The sequence below is a fragment of the Burkholderia sp. R-40 genome (assembly GCF_049942845.1).
Classification (GTDB): domain Bacteria; phylum Pseudomonadota; class Gammaproteobacteria; order Burkholderiales; family Burkholderiaceae; genus Burkholderia; species Burkholderia ambifaria.
Genome location: NZ_CP187968.1, coordinates 494,153 through 507,950 on the forward strand (window position 1 = coordinate 494,153; position 13,798 = coordinate 507,950).

Here is a 13,798-nt window from a genome sequence, read left to right on the forward strand (position 1 = left end):
ACCGGATGTTAAAGGAAATTTTGGTTTCAAGACTGACCGCGACCCTGAAATCTTTGCGAGAAAAAAATGACCAATTTCTACGTGACAAAGGTATTAGATGGCGGAGGAATTGTTCGACCCGACACCGGAATCTATGGAGACGTAGAGCTACGCTCCGCCAAAAGCGATCGAAAAGATGAAGCCGAGGCTATAACCACATCATCCAGCTCATCAAAAACGAAAATTGATTTCGAAATCGCCAGCCGCATATGTACTATTGTGTCAGCCCAAACGACAGACGAGGCCATACAATTGGCCGATGAGCGATTTGTCCCGGTGCTAGATTTGTTGTCAGCGGAGCACGCCCTCGCTCATTGTTCCGCGACATCCTGCGGGTATTTAAAGAATCTAGACTCTGGAGAAATCGTCCCCATCCAGTCGAACACATTTAACCCATCACTTTCATTTCTAGTGCAACAAGGGTTCATTAATAAATTCAACTTCAATCAATGGATATTAAAACAAAATACCGATCTAGCAAGTAGATACATGCGCTCCCTCCACTGGAGCAGGAGTGCAAAATGGGAAAAGAGCGTCCAAGCCAGTATATTGTATCGATGGTTTGCGATCGAAGCCCTATTCAAACGAGATGTAAACGACGACATCACAAGCTTGCTATTATTGTTCTTAGGATTCCCGGGTGGAACCCACTCTAGAGATATATCACGCGACCTTCTTCACAGACTAGCGAACAACGAAAAGCATAAACAATGGAAAAAACGACTTCAAGATATTGTCGATAAAATGCGAATTTTTCGAAACAACTCAGTCCACTCCGGCTTTCGGAGCGTGGATTATCCACTCGCAGACTTACGCCTTTACGAAAGAGTCATTTCTTTAAGCTCTGCCCGCTGCCAGTCTGCCGTAGCAAATGCATTGATATCAAACATTGATACGATTGATGAATTCAAAAATCAAGCCGGAAGCATCTTTGAACGTCACGTCAATGTAGAGAATGATATCGTAGGCAACGTCATATTTTCATTGGAGAATCCCGCAACGTACGCCCCTCGAAATCCATACGTGTAACATTACAAAAATTCTCGACTATGCGGTGCTCTCAATGGTTGACTGCCGTGGCGGTGAAGACGGGAAAATGATGATGGGCCGAAACCCACCCTATTCGTCAGACAGCTGTCAACAGCTTTTCAGCGCGCATCCGTATGCCACTTAATCTCACACCCAGATCTCTGCGCTAGCGGAAGGCGAAGCACACAACTTCGTCGATGGCGTACGTCGCAAAAAAGCCCTAAGAGGGTTGCGGTGTGCCTGGATTTAGCGCTCTTTGCTCCCCCGTGAAGTGAAGCCCATGCTGCTCCAAGCTTCCGACTCGAACGACACAAACATGGACTCTTGCGATGCGAGCATTGTCGGCAGTGGACTGCACCTACAAGCGACCTGGTCGCCCTCAAGGGCCGGCTGCACCCCCATCATCGAGCCCGGCCAACGCGGCCCGTTGGCAACGATGATGCCCATTTGTTTGCAAGCCGGGCAGACGAACTTTGCGCCGACGTAGGTCATCTCGCGCCCCAGACATTCCGTCGTCGGAATGCCGTCCGTGCCGCCGGTAGACGAATGATCGCCAACCAGGAGATAGTTCCGTTTCAACTGGTGGCCCTCTCAATTTCTATTTGTCAGACTATTACCTAAGAACCGGGGAATTTGTCGAGAGGGCCATGATGACTTAACCAAATGTGACAATTCAGCCGAAGACCGAACTACCAGCTCCCCGCGATATCGGCCACTTCCTCCTCCGTGCCGCGTGTGTCGACCGCATCGGGCGGCGGTAGAACCAGAATGTTCCCGCGCTCGACGAACTGACGGCCGCCCTGACCGTCCGACAATGGCAGCCATTCGCAGCCCGCGTAACGGACCAAAATGTCCTCGTAGGCGTCGATCAGCTCTTGTTCGCTGCGAAACTCGCGAGACGCTGTCGGATCTGGAATCCAAACCGGCTTCTCCATCGGGCGCCCCTATCAGCCGTGACGATGTTCATCACCGATAGGACAAAAGGCTTCCAGTGCTGCTTGGGAATGTTCATTCCATTCTTGATTACGCCAGACCACTCGGCCGTGACGTTGATTCGTTCGTTCTCGAATTCGCGGACGATTGTGTATTCGCGACCCTGGCGAAGCTTCGACCATTCCCGCGGTCCACTGCCATGACTGACGCAAATTCAGGCGCTGTCTGCGAAGAAAGGCGCGAAGGATCCGGTGGTCATTTCGTTGACGGGGATTTATCACAACCTGTTGCGGAAGTGGGCGGATGCGTAGGGTGATGCGTTCGCTCTGCCGATCGCGCCCCGCCCGTCGCTTGCATCAAGTCCCCACGCCGATCTAAAATGACCATCGTCAAATGACCATGCTCATATCATGATGCCGCACGCTCCCGTATCGAAATCCGAATTCAAGGCTCGCGCACTCGAATACTTCCGGCTCGTCGAGGCGTCGGGCGAAAGCCTCATCGTCACCGACCACGGCAAGCCGACGCTCGAAATCCGGCCGTACCACGCGCGCGAAGCCCAGCCATTGGACATATTGCGCGGCTCGGTCATGCGCTACGACAATCCTCTCGATCCGATTGCGGAAGATGATTGGGAGGCGTCGCGGTGATCGTGCTGGATACGCATGCATTGGTGTGGTGGGTGGCGGGCGATCCGTCACTCAGCAAGAAGGCCCGCAGCGCGATCGATCGCGCGCGCGGCGAGGGCGCGCTCGCGGCTTCCGCGATCTCCGCATGGGAAATCGCGATGCTCGTGCGCAACGAACGCCTCGCGCTGACGATGGACGTCGATGCGTGGCTCGCGACGGTCGCGCAAATCGACGGCATGCGCTTCGTGCCCGTCGATGCCGACATCGCCGCGAAGTCCACCGCCCTGCCCGGCACGTTTCACAAGGATCCGGCCGACCGCATGATCGTCGCCACCGCGCGGCGGCTCGGCGCGCCGCTCGTCACCCGGGACGAAAAGATTCGTGCGTATGCGCACGTGAAGACGCTTTGGTGACCGTCATCCACCTGTCGGCCGAATCACGACACCGACGGAGCCGGTCTGCGGTCGACAAGCGATTCGTCTGACCGAACCGATCGCGACGCTCGCGCGAAACCGTCCACTATCGATCAACGCGCCGCCCCATACCTGTTTCACGCATTGCCCATGCGAAGGGTGGCATTGGCAGCGCTACGACCGCCATTGCGTCGTGATGCAAAGCGAATCGCTCGCCTTCGCCTTATCCGGCCCTGTCGAGCAAACTGCTCGACGAAACAGCCCAAGGACATTCTTTCCGGCGACAATGCGCACGTTGTCGGTAACATCGGCACTTGCCGATCCCCGCCCGCTCCCGCACAATCGGCCCACCTGCCTTCCTCCTCCCCGCGCCGATGTCCTATGCGTCACTCGCCACCGGCGTCCTGCTCGCCGGCGGTCTCGGTCAACGCTTCGACCCAAGCGGTCTGCACAGCAAGCTGCTCGCGCTGCTTCCCGACGGCACGCCGGTTGCGGTCGCGGCCGCCCGTCGTCTCGCCGCTGCCACGGCCGACGTGATCGCCGTCGTGCGCCCCGGCGCCGAAAAACTCGCGATTCTGCTGAACGAAGCCGGCTGCCAGGTCGTCTACGCGCCCGACGCGATGCGCGGCATGGGCGCGAGCCTCGCGGTCGGTGTCCGCACGACACCCGAAGCGACCGGCTGGCTGGTCGCGCTCGCCGATATGCCGTGGATCGCGTCGTCCACCTACGAAATGCTCACGCGCGCGCTCGACGCCGACGACGCGTCGATCGTCGCCCCCATGCATCGCGGCATGCGCGGCCATCCGGTCGGTTTCGCCGCGCACCATTACGATGCACTCGCCGCGCTCGACGGCGATACGGGCGCCCGTGCGCTGTTCGCCAGCGCGCCGGTGAACCTGCTCGACGTCGACGATCCCGGCATCCTGCGCGACGTCGATACGCCGGCGGATCTGCGCTGATACAGACGCGCGCCGGCCGCGCAGTGCATTGCCCATACGTGCCACCGCGAGATCCGGGCGCGATATCTGCAGACACTCGACTATCGCCGGCAATCGGGATGCCGCCGCGAGAATCCCGCTGCAAACGCTCGCCCGATTGCCTATAACGAAGACGAGGCGCGCCCGCCGCGCCACCGTCGTCACGCATTGCACGAGCGTTCCATGGACCACACGACCCCGATGCCCGAGCCCCCGGCCGATCCGAACCGCGATCCGGAAGACGACCCGCTGTCGCCACCGCCGCCGGGACATCCGCACGACAACCCGCAGCAGCCCGACGGGCCGCCGAGCAAGGATCCCGTTTAGCCGGCATCGACCCGCGCAGCGCATTCGGCCGCATCATGTCATGCGGCCTGTGCCGGCATGCGCGACGACGTGCGACGACATCGCGACGACGAACGGCAACCCTTTGTCGCGCATCGTCGCCCGAGCACGTGCTACCGCGCCGTATACCCCCCATCGATCGCCAGCGACACCCCGCTAATCATCGACGCCGCGTCGCTCAGCAGGAACAGGATCGGCTCGACCACCTCGTCCGGCTCCGCGAAGCGCCCGAGCGGAATCGCCGCGAGCATCGGCGCGCGCTTTTCCGGTTCGCTCCATGCGAATTGCGCCATCGGCGTGAGCGTGACGGTCGGGTTCACACTGTTCACACGAATCCCGTGCGCGCCGAGTTCGATGCACAGCACACGCGTAATCGCGTCAAGCGCCGCCTTCGACGCGCAATAGCTCAGATGCTCAGGCAAGCCGACGAGCGCGGCCTGGCTCGATACGTTGACGATGCTGCCCCGCGCACACACGGCGCCACGCCCGTCGCGCGCGATCATCTTCCGCGCGACGGCCCGTGCGACGAGCGCCGCGCCACGCGCATTGACGGCCATCACGCGATCGAAGTGCTCGGCGCTGACCTCGAGCGCCAGCTCGAGCGATGCGATGCCCGCGCAATTGACGAGCGCATCGAACGCGTCGTACGCGGCAAGCGCCGCATCGATCGCCTGTTCATCGCCGCCGATATCGACGCGCAAGGTCTCGCAGGCAATTTCGCCCGCCAGCACGTCGAGCGCGGCCGCATCGCGCCCCGCCGCGACGACCCGTGCGCCGGCATGCGCCAGCGCAACCGCGCATGCGCGCCCGATCCCGCTCGATGCGCCGGTGACGAGCACCCTTGAACCGCTGAAATCGAATCGCGTCTTCATGATGACGTGCGCAGCTCGTGCATGATCGGTTTGAGTGCCGGATACAGCGCCGTATAGAGCGCGAAACGCGCCGCATACGCATTCGCGCGCGCCGCATCGGGCCGTGCGCGTTCGACGAGCGTGACCCAGCCGCCCTGCGCGTCGTCGTGCGACACGAGCCCCACCCCGACGCCCGCGAGCAGCGCCGCACCCATCGCGGCTTCGACGTCCTGCTCGATCGTCCATACCGGAAAACCTGTCACGTCCGCGATGATCTGCATCCACAGCGCCGAATGCGCGGCCCCGCCGACGACGATCAACCGGTCGTCGAGCGCCACCGTGCCGCGCCGGCCGGCCTCGATGTTGTGCCGCAGCGCGAACGCGACGCCTTCGAGCACGGCGCGATACAGGTGCGCACGCGTATGCGCGAGACTCAGCCCGACGAACGCACCGCTCGCCTGCGCATCCCACACGGGGCTGCGTTCGCCCATCAGGTACGGCAGGAACAGCACGCCATCCGCGCCGGGCGGCACGCTCTCGGCCGCCTGCTCGAGCAGCACGTGCGGATCGCCGTGCGGCAACAACCTCGCCGCATCGATCTCCGCATGGCAGAACTGGTCGCGAAACCACGCGACCGACGCGCCGGCCGTGATCGCGCCACCGAACACGTACAGGTCGCGCTGCCCGTTGAACACGTGCGGCATGCTGACGAGCCCGTGTCGCGCATCGACGTGCCGGTTCACGTAGCCCCAGCACATGCTCGTACCGATCATCGCGACATGCTGCCCGCCGCGCGTCGCGCCGGCCGCGAAAATCGCGACGGCCGCGTCGACACCGCCCGCGACGACCGGCGTGCCGGCCGGCAAGCCGAGCTGCTCCGTCCATTGCGACAGCAGCCCGCCGACGATATCGGTCGACTGGACGAGCCGCTCGGGCATCATCGTCGCCGGGATGCCGAGCATGTCGAGCGCGTCGTCGGACCACTCGCGGCGCGCGACGTCATACACGCCGCCAATGTTGCCGGCCGAACTGTGATCGACCGCGACCTCGCCGGTCAGCAGGTAGATCACGTAGGCATTCGGCGGCAGGAAGTAGCGCACGTTCGCCCACACGTCCGGGCGCTGTTCGCGCAGCCACAGCATCTTGGTGAACCCGTAGTAGCTGTCGACGCCGTTGCCCGTGATCACGCGCAGCCGCTCGACGTTCACGTTGGCGTTCACCCAGTCGACTTCCGCGGTCGCGCGCCGGTCCATCCAGATCAGGCACGGATGGAGCGGCCGCATGTCGCTGTCGACCGGCACGCCGGAACCGCCGTACAGGCTGCTCACGCACACGGCGCGGATCGCATCGGCCGGCACGCCGTGCGCGCGCGCGTCGCTCACGCAGCCCGCGATGCAGTCGAGCACAGCGTCGAACCACACCTGCGGCCACTGCTCGGCCCACAGCGGGCGCGGCGTGTCGGGCTGGTAGCCGGCCGAGCGCCGCGCGACGATCGTGCCGTGCCGGTCGACAAGCAGCGCCTTGGTGCTCTGCGTGCCAATGTCGACGCCTATGACGTATTCCATGATGTCTCCGCCTTCAACGGGCCGGCTTCAGCAGCACCTTGATCGATTCGGGCGACTTCGCGACGCGGATCGCGTCGTCCCAGTCCTCCAGCGCGAAGCCGTGCGTGACGATCCCTTTCGACGTGACGAGCCCGCGCGCGAGCAGGTCGATCGCGATCGGATAACAGTACGGCCCCAGGTGCGCGCCGCGCACGTCGAGCTCCTTGCGATCGCCGATGATCGACCAGTCGACGGTCGTGTCCTCGCCGAACACGCTGAATTCGACGAAGCGGCCGAGCTTGCGGATCAGTTCCAGCCCCTGGTTCACGCCGACCGGCGCACCGGTCGTCTCGATGTACACGTCGCAGCCGTAGCCGTTGGTCAGCGCGCGGACGATCTCGCGCGCATCGTCGCGCGTCGGGTTGATCGTCACGTCGGCGCCGTATTGCCGCGCAAGGTCGAGCCGTTCGTCGAGCAGGTCGATCACGACGAGCTTCTTCGGCGTCTTCAGGTGCGCGACCTGCGTCATCATCAGTCCGAGCGGGCCTGCGCCAGCGATCACGACGACATCGTCGAGCTGGAGGTCGCCGCGGTTCACGGTATGGATCGCGCACGACAGCGGCTCGATGATCGCGGCATCCTCGAGCGACACGCCGAGCGGTATCTTGTGGACGATCGCGGTCGGTGGAATGCGCATGTACTCGGCCATCCCGCCGTCGGCGACTTCGCGCTGGAAACCGAAGATGTTGTGCACCTCGCACATCCAGTACTGGCCCGACTTGCAGTAGCGGCACTTGCCGCACGGCACGATCTGCTCGGCGATCACGCGGTCGCCCGCCGCGACGCCGAAATGCTCCGCGGCGCCGTCGCCGAGCGCTTCCACGTAGCCGAAGAATTCATGGCCGGGAATCACAGGCGCCTTCACCCAAGGGTTCGGGCCGCCCCAGAACATCTTCGCGCCGGTATAGCACTTGCAGTCGCTCGCGCAGATCCCGCACGCGGCGATGCGGATCACGAGTTCGTTCGCGCCCGCATGCGGCTTCGCGACCTGTTCGACGCGGTAATCCTCGGGGCCGTGGCAAACCACCGCGGTCATGCGCGGCTGGGCTTCGGGTGTCGTCATGAGTTGTCTCTTCCGTTAGTGATGATTCGGATTTCTGATGAATAGCTGGTTACCGCGATCGTTCGCGGCTGATATAGATCGCGAGCAGGATGATTCCGCCCTTGATCACGTTCTGCACATACGGGTTCACGCCGATCATGTTCAGTCCGTTGTTGAGCACGCCGAGCAGCAGCGCGCCGACGAGCGTGCCGAGAATCGCGCCGCGCCCGCCGGAGATCGACGTGCCGCCCATCACGACGGCCGCGATCGCATCGAGCTCGAAGCCCACGCCCGCGTTCGGCTGGCCGCTCATCAGGCGCCCGGTCAGCACGATCGCGGCGAGCGCGGACGTGAGCCCGGCCAGCGTGTAAACGATCAGCTTCACGCGCGCGACGCGCACGCCGGTCAGCCGCGTCGCCTGCTCGTTGCCGCCGATCGCATACACATAGCGGCCGAACGGCATCCGATCGAGCAGCAGCCACGCGATCGCATAGACGATCAGCATGATCAGCACGGGCGCCTGGATACCGAGCACCTTGCCGCTGCCGAAGAACGCGACCCAGTCGGGCAGCCCGTCGATCGGATAGCCGCCCGTATAGATGAGCGCGAGGCCGCGCGCGATGCCCATCGTCGCGAGCGTGACGATGATCGGCGGCATCCCCGCGAACGCGACGAACACGCCGTTCAGGAAGCCGAACCCGAAGCCCACCGCGATACCGATCGCGAGCGCGGCGACAGCGTTGACGCCCGCTACCATCAGCCCGGCCGCGAGCGTCCCGGACAACGCCATCACCGAGCCGACCGACAGGTCGATCCCGCCCGTGAGGATCACGCAGGTCATGCCAACGGCGATGATCGCGTTGATCGACACCTGGCGCAGCACGTTTTCCAGGTTCGCCGCCGACAGGAAGCTCGGGCTCGCGATCATCATCGCGATGCACACGACGATCAGCCCGACGAGCGGATAGAACAGCGTCGAGCGCCGCAGCTGCGTCCACATCGCGCGCGGCGGCGGCGCATCGACGGCAGCCGCCGCAAGCGTCGTGGAAGGCGTGGAAGAAGATTCAGGCAGGTTCATGGGTCGCTCCTCGCGTGCCGGCCGTGGCATGGGTCATGACCGTGTCGGGATCGATCTCGTCGCCTTCGAGCGTCGCCTCGATGCGGCCCTGCCGGAACACGGCGACGCGATCGCACATGCCGACGATCTCCGGCAGTTCGGACGAGATCATGATGATGGCGTAGCCGCGCGCGGTGAGTTCGCGCATCAGCCCGTAGATTTCCGCTTTGGCGCCGACGTCGATGCCGCGCGTCGGCTCGTCGAAGATCAGCACGCTCGCGTGATGGTTCAGCCAGCGCGCGATCACGACCTTCTGCTGATTGCCGCCGGACAGCGTGGCCACCTCGGTATGGATCGACGGCGCCTTCACGCCGACGCGCCGCATCACGTCGTGCGTCGTGCGGGCCTCGCCGCGGTGGTCGATCAGCCAGCGCATCGATCGATACTTGCCGAGGTTGTTCAGCGAGATGTTGTCGCGAATCGAAAACGACGTGACGAGCCCTTCCGTCTTGCGGCTTTCCGGCAGGAGACCGATGCCCGCACGCAGCGCGTCGGCCGGATCGGCAAGCTTCGCCGGCGTGCCGCGCACGCGTACCGTCTTGCGATGCGCGCGCGTCGCACCGATCACCGCGAGCGCGGTCTCGGTGCGGCCCGAGCCGACTAAGCCGGCGAAACCGAGGATCTCGCCCGCATGCAGCGCGAAACGGTTCACCGGGCCGTCGCGTTCGATCTGCAGCGCGTCGACTTCGAGCACGGCCGGCGCATCGACAGCCCGCACCGGCTTCGGCGGAAAGCTGCTCTCGATGCGCCGCCCGACCATCATCCGGACCAGCTGCTCGACGTCCGTGCGCGCGACGTCGGTCGTCGCGACATACTGGCCATCGCGCAACACCGTGATGCGATCGCACACGGCGAAGATTTCGTCGAGATGATGCGAGATGAAGATCATCGCGACACCCTGCCGCTTCAGTTCGCGCATGATCGCGAACAGGTGTTCGGCCTCGGCCGGCGTGAGCGTGGCGGTCGGCTCGTCGAGGATCAGGATGCGCGCATCGAGCGACAGCGCCTTGCCGATCTCGACAAACTGCTGCTGCGCGACCGACAGCGTGCGCAGCGGCGCATCGAGATCGATCGACACGCCGAGCCGCGCGAAGATGCCGGCCGCCGCGCGGCGCATCCGCGCGCGGTCGCGCACGCCCCAGCGGGTACGCAGCTCACGACCGAGGAACAGGTTGTCGACGGCATCGAGGTGCGGAATCAGGCTGAATTCCTGGAACACGATGCCGACACCGGCCGCGACCGCGTCGTGATAATTCGTGAAATGCCGCGCGGTGCCGTCGATCTCGATCGTGCCCGTGTCCGGTTGATAGATCCCGCAGAGGATCTTCATCAGCGTCGACTTGCCGGCGCCGTTCTCGCCGAGCAGCGCGTGAATCTCGCCGCGCGCGATCTCGAGATGAATGTCCGACAGCGCCTTCACGCCCGGAAAGCTTTTCGTGATGTGGCTGAGCCTGAGTATCGTGTCCATCGGCTTCTCCGTGCGAAGGGCAGCGGCCAGGCCATCGCCCTTCGCGTCGCGTCGCTCGTCGCTCACCAGCTGAACCCCTTCGCGTTGCCGCGATCGACGACCTTCACGTCGACCGGAATCGCCTTCGGCACCGTCGCCCCCCACTTGCGCGCGATCGCGATGCCGAGCGCGATGCGCACCTGGTCGGCCGGAAACTGCGCGGTCGTCTCGATGAACTTCGAGTTCGGCTTCTGGATCGCGGCGATCGCTTCAGGCGCGCCGTCGACGCTCGTCAGCTTGATGTCCTTGCCGGAACCCTCGATCGCGGCGAGCGCGCCCATCGAGCCGCCGTCGTTCACGCTGAAGATGCCTTTCAGGTTCGGATGCGCGGAGATCATGTTCTCGGTCACCGACAACGCGGTCGCGCGCTCCTGCTTGCCGTTCTGCGTGTCGACGAGCTTCACGTTCGGGAATTTGGCGAGCCCGGCCTTGCAGCCGCGCACGCGTTCGAGAATCGGCACGACCGGAATGCCGTCGAGGATCGCCACCTCGCCGCTGCCGCCGATCGCCTTCGCGAGGTATTCGCACGACATCACGCCCGCGTCGTAGTTCTTCGAGCCGACGAACGAATCGACCGGGCCGTTCGCGTTCGCATCGACGGCCACGACCACCGCGCCGGCCTTCTTCGCCTGCGTGATCGCGGACTGGATGCCGGTCGAGTCGGTCGGGTTCACGAGCAGGATGTCGATCTTCTTCTGCAGCATGTCCTCGACGTCGCTCACCTGCTTGCTGACGTCGTGATGCGCGTCGGTGACGACGACCTGCGCGCCGATCGACGCGGCCGCATCGTTCAGCGCCTTCTGCATTGTCACGAAATACGGATTGTTCAGCTCCTGGAACGTCATGCCGATGCGCAGCGGCGCGGCGTGCGCGACGGCCGGCAGCACGGCCGCGACGGCGAGCGTGATGAGGGCCGCGAGGCGGGCGCCGCGGCGCGGGGAAGAAGCGGGCAATGCGGTAGGCGATGCGTGCGTCATGACGGTGTCTCCGGTTGTGTGTGCAGCTTTTTCGTGGGTAAGCAAGCCCCTCGCGACGCGAACGGCGCGATCGGCTGGGTAAAACGGCGAGAAAAGGTCGGGCGAGCGCCCGGCGATCATCCGGGCTGCGGTACGAGCCCGGGCGCGATGGGCGTCACCACGCGCGGCGGCATCGGGTTGCCGGTGGGCGCGGCGTGCAGCGCGAGTTCGCGGCTGCGCGCGTTCAGGCGCTGGAGCGCGCGAAACTCGGACGGCGCCATCCCCTTCACCGCGCGGAACTGGCGGTTGAAGTTGGACACGTTGTTGAAGCCGGCCTGGAAGCAGATGTCGGTGATGTTCGCGTCGTCGGCGAGCAGCATCTGGCACGCGGATTCGATGCGCAGGCGGTTCACGTACTGGACGAACGGCATGCCCGTATGACGGTGGAACGCGCGCGAGAACGCGCTGACGCTCTGCCCGGTCAATTGCGCGAGATCCGATTCGCGCAGCTCCGACGCGAGGTTCTTGCCGATGTACGACAGCGCGTGGCTGAGCCGCGTGGGCGTCACGTGCGCCTGGTCGTAGGCCGGGCTCGCGAGCAGCGTGCGTTGCGCCGCGCCGCACAACCGCTCGAGGATCGTCATGAACAGCGCGATGCGGCGCATGCCGCGCGCGCCCAGCAGCTCGTCGAACAGCGGCGCGATCGCCGCGCTCGTGGCGTCATCGAAGCCAACGCCACGCCGCGCGTCGTCGAGCAGCGCCTGCGCGTCGCGGCATTCGGGAAACGCGTCCATGCAGCGGCGCACGAACGACGGATCGAACTGGATTACCAGATTGCGGCGCTCGACGGTTTCGCCTTCCGCCATGTCGCTGACCCAGTTGTGCGGCAGGTTCGGGCCGAGCAGCACGAGATGGCCCGGGCCGAACGAGCCGATATGGTCGCCGACGAAATACTTGCCGCGCGTCGCGACGATCAGATGCAGCTCGAATTCGGGATGAAAATGCCAGCGGATCGTGCGATACGGATAGCCATGCGACCAGACCTTGAACGACTCGTCGCGTCGCACTTCGACCACTTCCAGATCGGGGTGCATCATCCTGGCGTCTCCATTCCCATGTGTCGCTGGCCGGGCCGTTCTGCATCGCGACCGGTCGCATGGAAAGCAATGTAGGTCGATCGCGCGCGCGGCTCCACCAACTTTACGCCTGATTTTCGATACTTTTTTGCGGTTTGCGGGTGGAAACGACGCCGGATAGCAAAATTGTGCAGCGCGGAATGCGCGCGGGCCGGCGGCCGCAACGAACGGCCGCCGATCGTATCCGGCAACGCGGCTCGCCCCCGGACGGCTACCGCGACGACGCAGCCGCGCTTTCCCGTGCGACGCGCACTTCGTACGTCTTCAGGTGGTTGTAGGCGATGCGCAGCAGCGACAACGCATCCGCCGCCTGCGGGTCACGGCGCGCGAGCAGGTCGCCGATCACGTGGTCGGCTTCGACCCGCGCGCGGTTCTCGACATCGCGCAGCATCGACGCGGTCAGCGGCGATGGCGTCAGCACCATCCGCTGCATCCGCTCGATCGCGGCCGGATCGGGCCGGTAACTGTTGTGCGCGGCGATCGCGCTGCATTCGTCGAGCATAGTCTCGAGCAGACGGCGGCCGTCCGGCGCGGCGAGAATGTCGCCGACCGACCCGCGAAACAGCGACGTGCTCGCCGCGAGCGTCGCGAGGAACACCCACTTGTCCCACATCCGTGCGGCGATGTCGTCGCTGAGCGTCGCATCGAAGCCCGCGCCGCCGAGCACGTCGGCCAGCGCGCGCACCCGCGCCGATTCGCCGCCGGCGAGTTCGCCGAACGACAGCCCGTGCGTATCGTTCAGATGCACGATCCGCTGCTCGCGATCGAGCGTCGCCGCGATCACGCACAGCCCGCCCAGCACCTGCGCGGCACCAAACCGGTCGCGCAGCACGTCGAGATGGCGCATCCCGTTGAGCATCGGCAGGATCAGCGTCGACGGCCCGACGAACGGCGCGAACGACGCGATCGCATCGTCGAGGCTGTAGGCCTTGCAGCTCAGCAGCACCAGGTCGAACGGCGCGGCCGTATCGCCCGCGCGCACCGTCTGCACGTTCGCGAGCGTCAGGTCGCCGCGCGGGCTGCGGATCACGAGCCCGTCGCGCGCGAGCGCGGCCGCGCGGCCGTCGCGCACCAGGAACGTCACGTCGCGCCCCGCCGCCGCGAGCCGGCCGCCGAAGTATCCGCCGACCGCGCCGGCGCCCACTACCAGAATTCGCATCCGTTGCCTCCTTTCAGGTTCGTTCGACGCCGCCGCTCCGCCCGACCATCCGGGCACGACA

15 protein-coding genes and 1 pseudogene are annotated in these 13,798 nt (G+C 64.6%); 6 read left to right on the forward strand and 10 right to left on the reverse strand.

Annotated features, from left to right (window positions below; genetic code table 11):
• Positions 1-66: 66 nt before the first annotated feature.
• Positions 67-1,068, forward strand: a complete 1,002-nt coding sequence (locus tag ACP26O_RS18595) for a hypothetical protein (RefSeq protein WP_175663517.1) — start codon at positions 67-69, stop codon at positions 1,066-1,068.
• Positions 1,069-1,314: 246 nt separating this feature from the next.
• Here ACP26O_RS18595 and ACP26O_RS18600 read toward each other — a convergent pair whose 3' ends face one another.
• Both ACP26O_RS18600 and ACP26O_RS18605 read right to left on the reverse strand, forming a co-directional pair.
• Positions 1,315-1,647: a PAAR domain-containing protein gene (locus tag ACP26O_RS18600; protein ID WP_175701129.1), complete on the reverse strand. Its 333-nt coding sequence runs from the start codon at positions 1,645-1,647 to the stop codon at positions 1,315-1,317.
• A 110-nt stretch (positions 1,648-1,757) separates the two neighbouring features.
• A complete protein-coding gene (locus ACP26O_RS18605) occupies positions 1,758-2,003 on the reverse strand; it encodes a hypothetical protein (protein ID WP_175663513.1) in 246 nt (81 codons plus the stop codon).
• Between the two features lie 204 nt (positions 2,004-2,207).
• Between ACP26O_RS18605 and ACP26O_RS18610 the strand changes: the two are divergent.
• From ACP26O_RS18610 to ACP26O_RS18630, 5 genes and pseudogenes are all read left to right on the forward strand, one after another.
• Positions 2,208-2,312 (forward strand): annotated as a pseudogene (locus ACP26O_RS18610) (PKHD-type hydroxylase); the annotation flags it as partial.
• 99 nt (positions 2,313-2,411) lie between these two features.
• Positions 2,412-2,651: a type II toxin-antitoxin system Phd/YefM family antitoxin gene (locus tag ACP26O_RS18615; RefSeq protein ID WP_011659184.1), complete on the forward strand. Its 240-nt coding sequence runs from the start codon at positions 2,412-2,414 to the stop codon at positions 2,649-2,651.
• Positions 2,648-3,043: a type II toxin-antitoxin system VapC family toxin gene (locus ACP26O_RS18620; protein ID WP_012366464.1), complete on the forward strand. Its 396-nt coding sequence runs from the start codon at positions 2,648-2,650 to the stop codon at positions 3,041-3,043. Before ACP26O_RS18615 ends, ACP26O_RS18620 begins: the two co-directional genes overlap by 4 nt.
• 374 nt (positions 3,044-3,417) lie before the next feature.
• The gene (locus tag ACP26O_RS18625) at positions 3,418-4,002 is read left to right on the forward strand and encodes a nucleotidyltransferase family protein (RefSeq protein WP_105830427.1); all 585 of its coding nucleotides are present in this window, start codon (positions 3,418-3,420) and stop codon (positions 4,000-4,002) included.
• 201 nt (positions 4,003-4,203) lie between these two features.
• The gene (locus ACP26O_RS18630; RefSeq protein WP_006752960.1) at positions 4,204-4,347 is read left to right on the forward strand and encodes a hypothetical protein; all 144 of its coding nucleotides are present in this window, start codon (positions 4,204-4,206) and stop codon (positions 4,345-4,347) included.
• A 131-nt stretch (positions 4,348-4,478) separates the two neighbouring features.
• Here ACP26O_RS18630 and ACP26O_RS18635 read toward each other — a convergent pair whose 3' ends face one another.
• The 8 genes from ACP26O_RS18635 to panE form a co-directional block, all read right to left on the reverse strand.
• Positions 4,479-5,237: an SDR family oxidoreductase gene (locus tag ACP26O_RS18635; protein WP_175701128.1), complete on the reverse strand. Its 759-nt coding sequence runs from the start codon at positions 5,235-5,237 to the stop codon at positions 4,479-4,481.
• Positions 5,234-6,781 carry an FGGY-family carbohydrate kinase gene (locus ACP26O_RS18640; RefSeq protein WP_175663511.1) on the reverse strand — a complete coding sequence of 516 codons (1,548 nt, stop codon included), beginning with the start codon at positions 6,779-6,781 and terminating at the stop codon, positions 5,234-5,236. Before ACP26O_RS18640 ends, ACP26O_RS18635 begins: the two co-directional genes overlap by 4 nt.
• Positions 6,782-6,794: 13 nt before the next feature.
• Positions 6,795-7,883, reverse strand: a complete 1,089-nt coding sequence (locus ACP26O_RS18645) for an alcohol dehydrogenase catalytic domain-containing protein (protein ID WP_175663510.1) — start codon at positions 7,881-7,883, stop codon at positions 6,795-6,797.
• A gap of 49 nt (positions 7,884-7,932) precedes the next feature.
• Complete coding sequence (locus tag ACP26O_RS18650; protein ID WP_126225709.1) at positions 7,933-8,940, reverse strand: ABC transporter permease; 1,008 nt, start codon at positions 8,938-8,940, stop codon at positions 7,933-7,935.
• Complete coding sequence (locus tag ACP26O_RS18655) at positions 8,927-10,447, reverse strand: sugar ABC transporter ATP-binding protein (RefSeq protein WP_175663509.1); 1,521 nt, start codon at positions 10,445-10,447, stop codon at positions 8,927-8,929. The genes ACP26O_RS18650 and ACP26O_RS18655 overlap by 14 nt, the downstream gene beginning before the upstream one ends.
• Positions 10,448-10,509: 62 nt before the next feature.
• Positions 10,510-11,463, reverse strand: coding sequence for a substrate-binding domain-containing protein (locus ACP26O_RS18660; protein ID WP_126225711.1), 954 nt, complete (start codon positions 11,461-11,463; stop codon positions 10,510-10,512).
• 116 nt (positions 11,464-11,579) lie between these two features.
• Complete coding sequence (locus ACP26O_RS18665) at positions 11,580-12,539, reverse strand: AraC family transcriptional regulator (protein WP_175658958.1); 960 nt, start codon at positions 12,537-12,539, stop codon at positions 11,580-11,582.
• 250 nt (positions 12,540-12,789) lie between these two features.
• Positions 12,790-13,737: a 2-dehydropantoate 2-reductase gene (gene panE, locus ACP26O_RS18670; RefSeq protein ID WP_175663508.1), complete on the reverse strand. Its 948-nt coding sequence runs from the start codon at positions 13,735-13,737 to the stop codon at positions 12,790-12,792.
• Between the last annotated feature and the right edge of the window lie 61 nt (positions 13,738-13,798).

What these genes read in the sequence shown, in the direction of transcription:
- ACP26O_RS18640 (WP_175663511.1), bottom strand. Translation starts at nt 6,781, where the DNA reads ATGGAATACGTCATAGGCGTCGACATTGGCACGCAGAGCACCAAGGCG.
- panE (WP_175663508.1), bottom strand. Translation starts at nt 13,737, where the DNA reads ATGCGAATTCTGGTAGTGGGCGCCGGCGCGGTCGGCGGATACTTCGGC.
- ACP26O_RS18595 (WP_175663517.1), top strand. Translation starts at nt 67, where the DNA reads ATGACCAATTTCTACGTGACAAAGGTATTAGATGGCGGAGGAATTGTT.
- ACP26O_RS18615 (WP_011659184.1), top strand. Translation starts at nt 2,412, where the DNA reads ATGATGCCGCACGCTCCCGTATCGAAATCCGAATTCAAGGCTCGCGCA.
- ACP26O_RS18645 (WP_175663510.1), bottom strand. Translation starts at nt 7,883, where the DNA reads ATGACGACACCCGAAGCCCAGCCGCGCATGACCGCGGTGGTTTGCCAC.
- ACP26O_RS18655 (WP_175663509.1), bottom strand. Translation starts at nt 10,447, where the DNA reads ATGGACACGATACTCAGGCTCAGCCACATCACGAAAAGCTTTCCGGGC.
- ACP26O_RS18630 (WP_006752960.1), top strand. Translation starts at nt 4,204, where the DNA reads ATGGACCACACGACCCCGATGCCCGAGCCCCCGGCCGATCCGAACCGC.
- ACP26O_RS18625 (WP_105830427.1), top strand. Translation starts at nt 3,418, where the DNA reads ATGTCCTATGCGTCACTCGCCACCGGCGTCCTGCTCGCCGGCGGTCTC.
- ACP26O_RS18650 (WP_126225709.1), bottom strand. Translation starts at nt 8,940, where the DNA reads ATGAACCTGCCTGAATCTTCTTCCACGCCTTCCACGACGCTTGCGGCG.
- ACP26O_RS18660 (WP_126225711.1), bottom strand. Translation starts at nt 11,463, where the DNA reads ATGACGCACGCATCGCCTACCGCATTGCCCGCTTCTTCCCCGCGCCGC.
- ACP26O_RS18605 (WP_175663513.1), bottom strand. Translation starts at nt 2,003, where the DNA reads ATGGAGAAGCCGGTTTGGATTCCAGATCCGACAGCGTCTCGCGAGTTT.
- ACP26O_RS18665 (WP_175658958.1), bottom strand. Translation starts at nt 12,539, where the DNA reads ATGATGCACCCCGATCTGGAAGTGGTCGAAGTGCGACGCGACGAGTCG.
- ACP26O_RS18635 (WP_175701128.1), bottom strand. Translation starts at nt 5,237, where the DNA reads ATGAAGACGCGATTCGATTTCAGCGGTTCAAGGGTGCTCGTCACCGGC.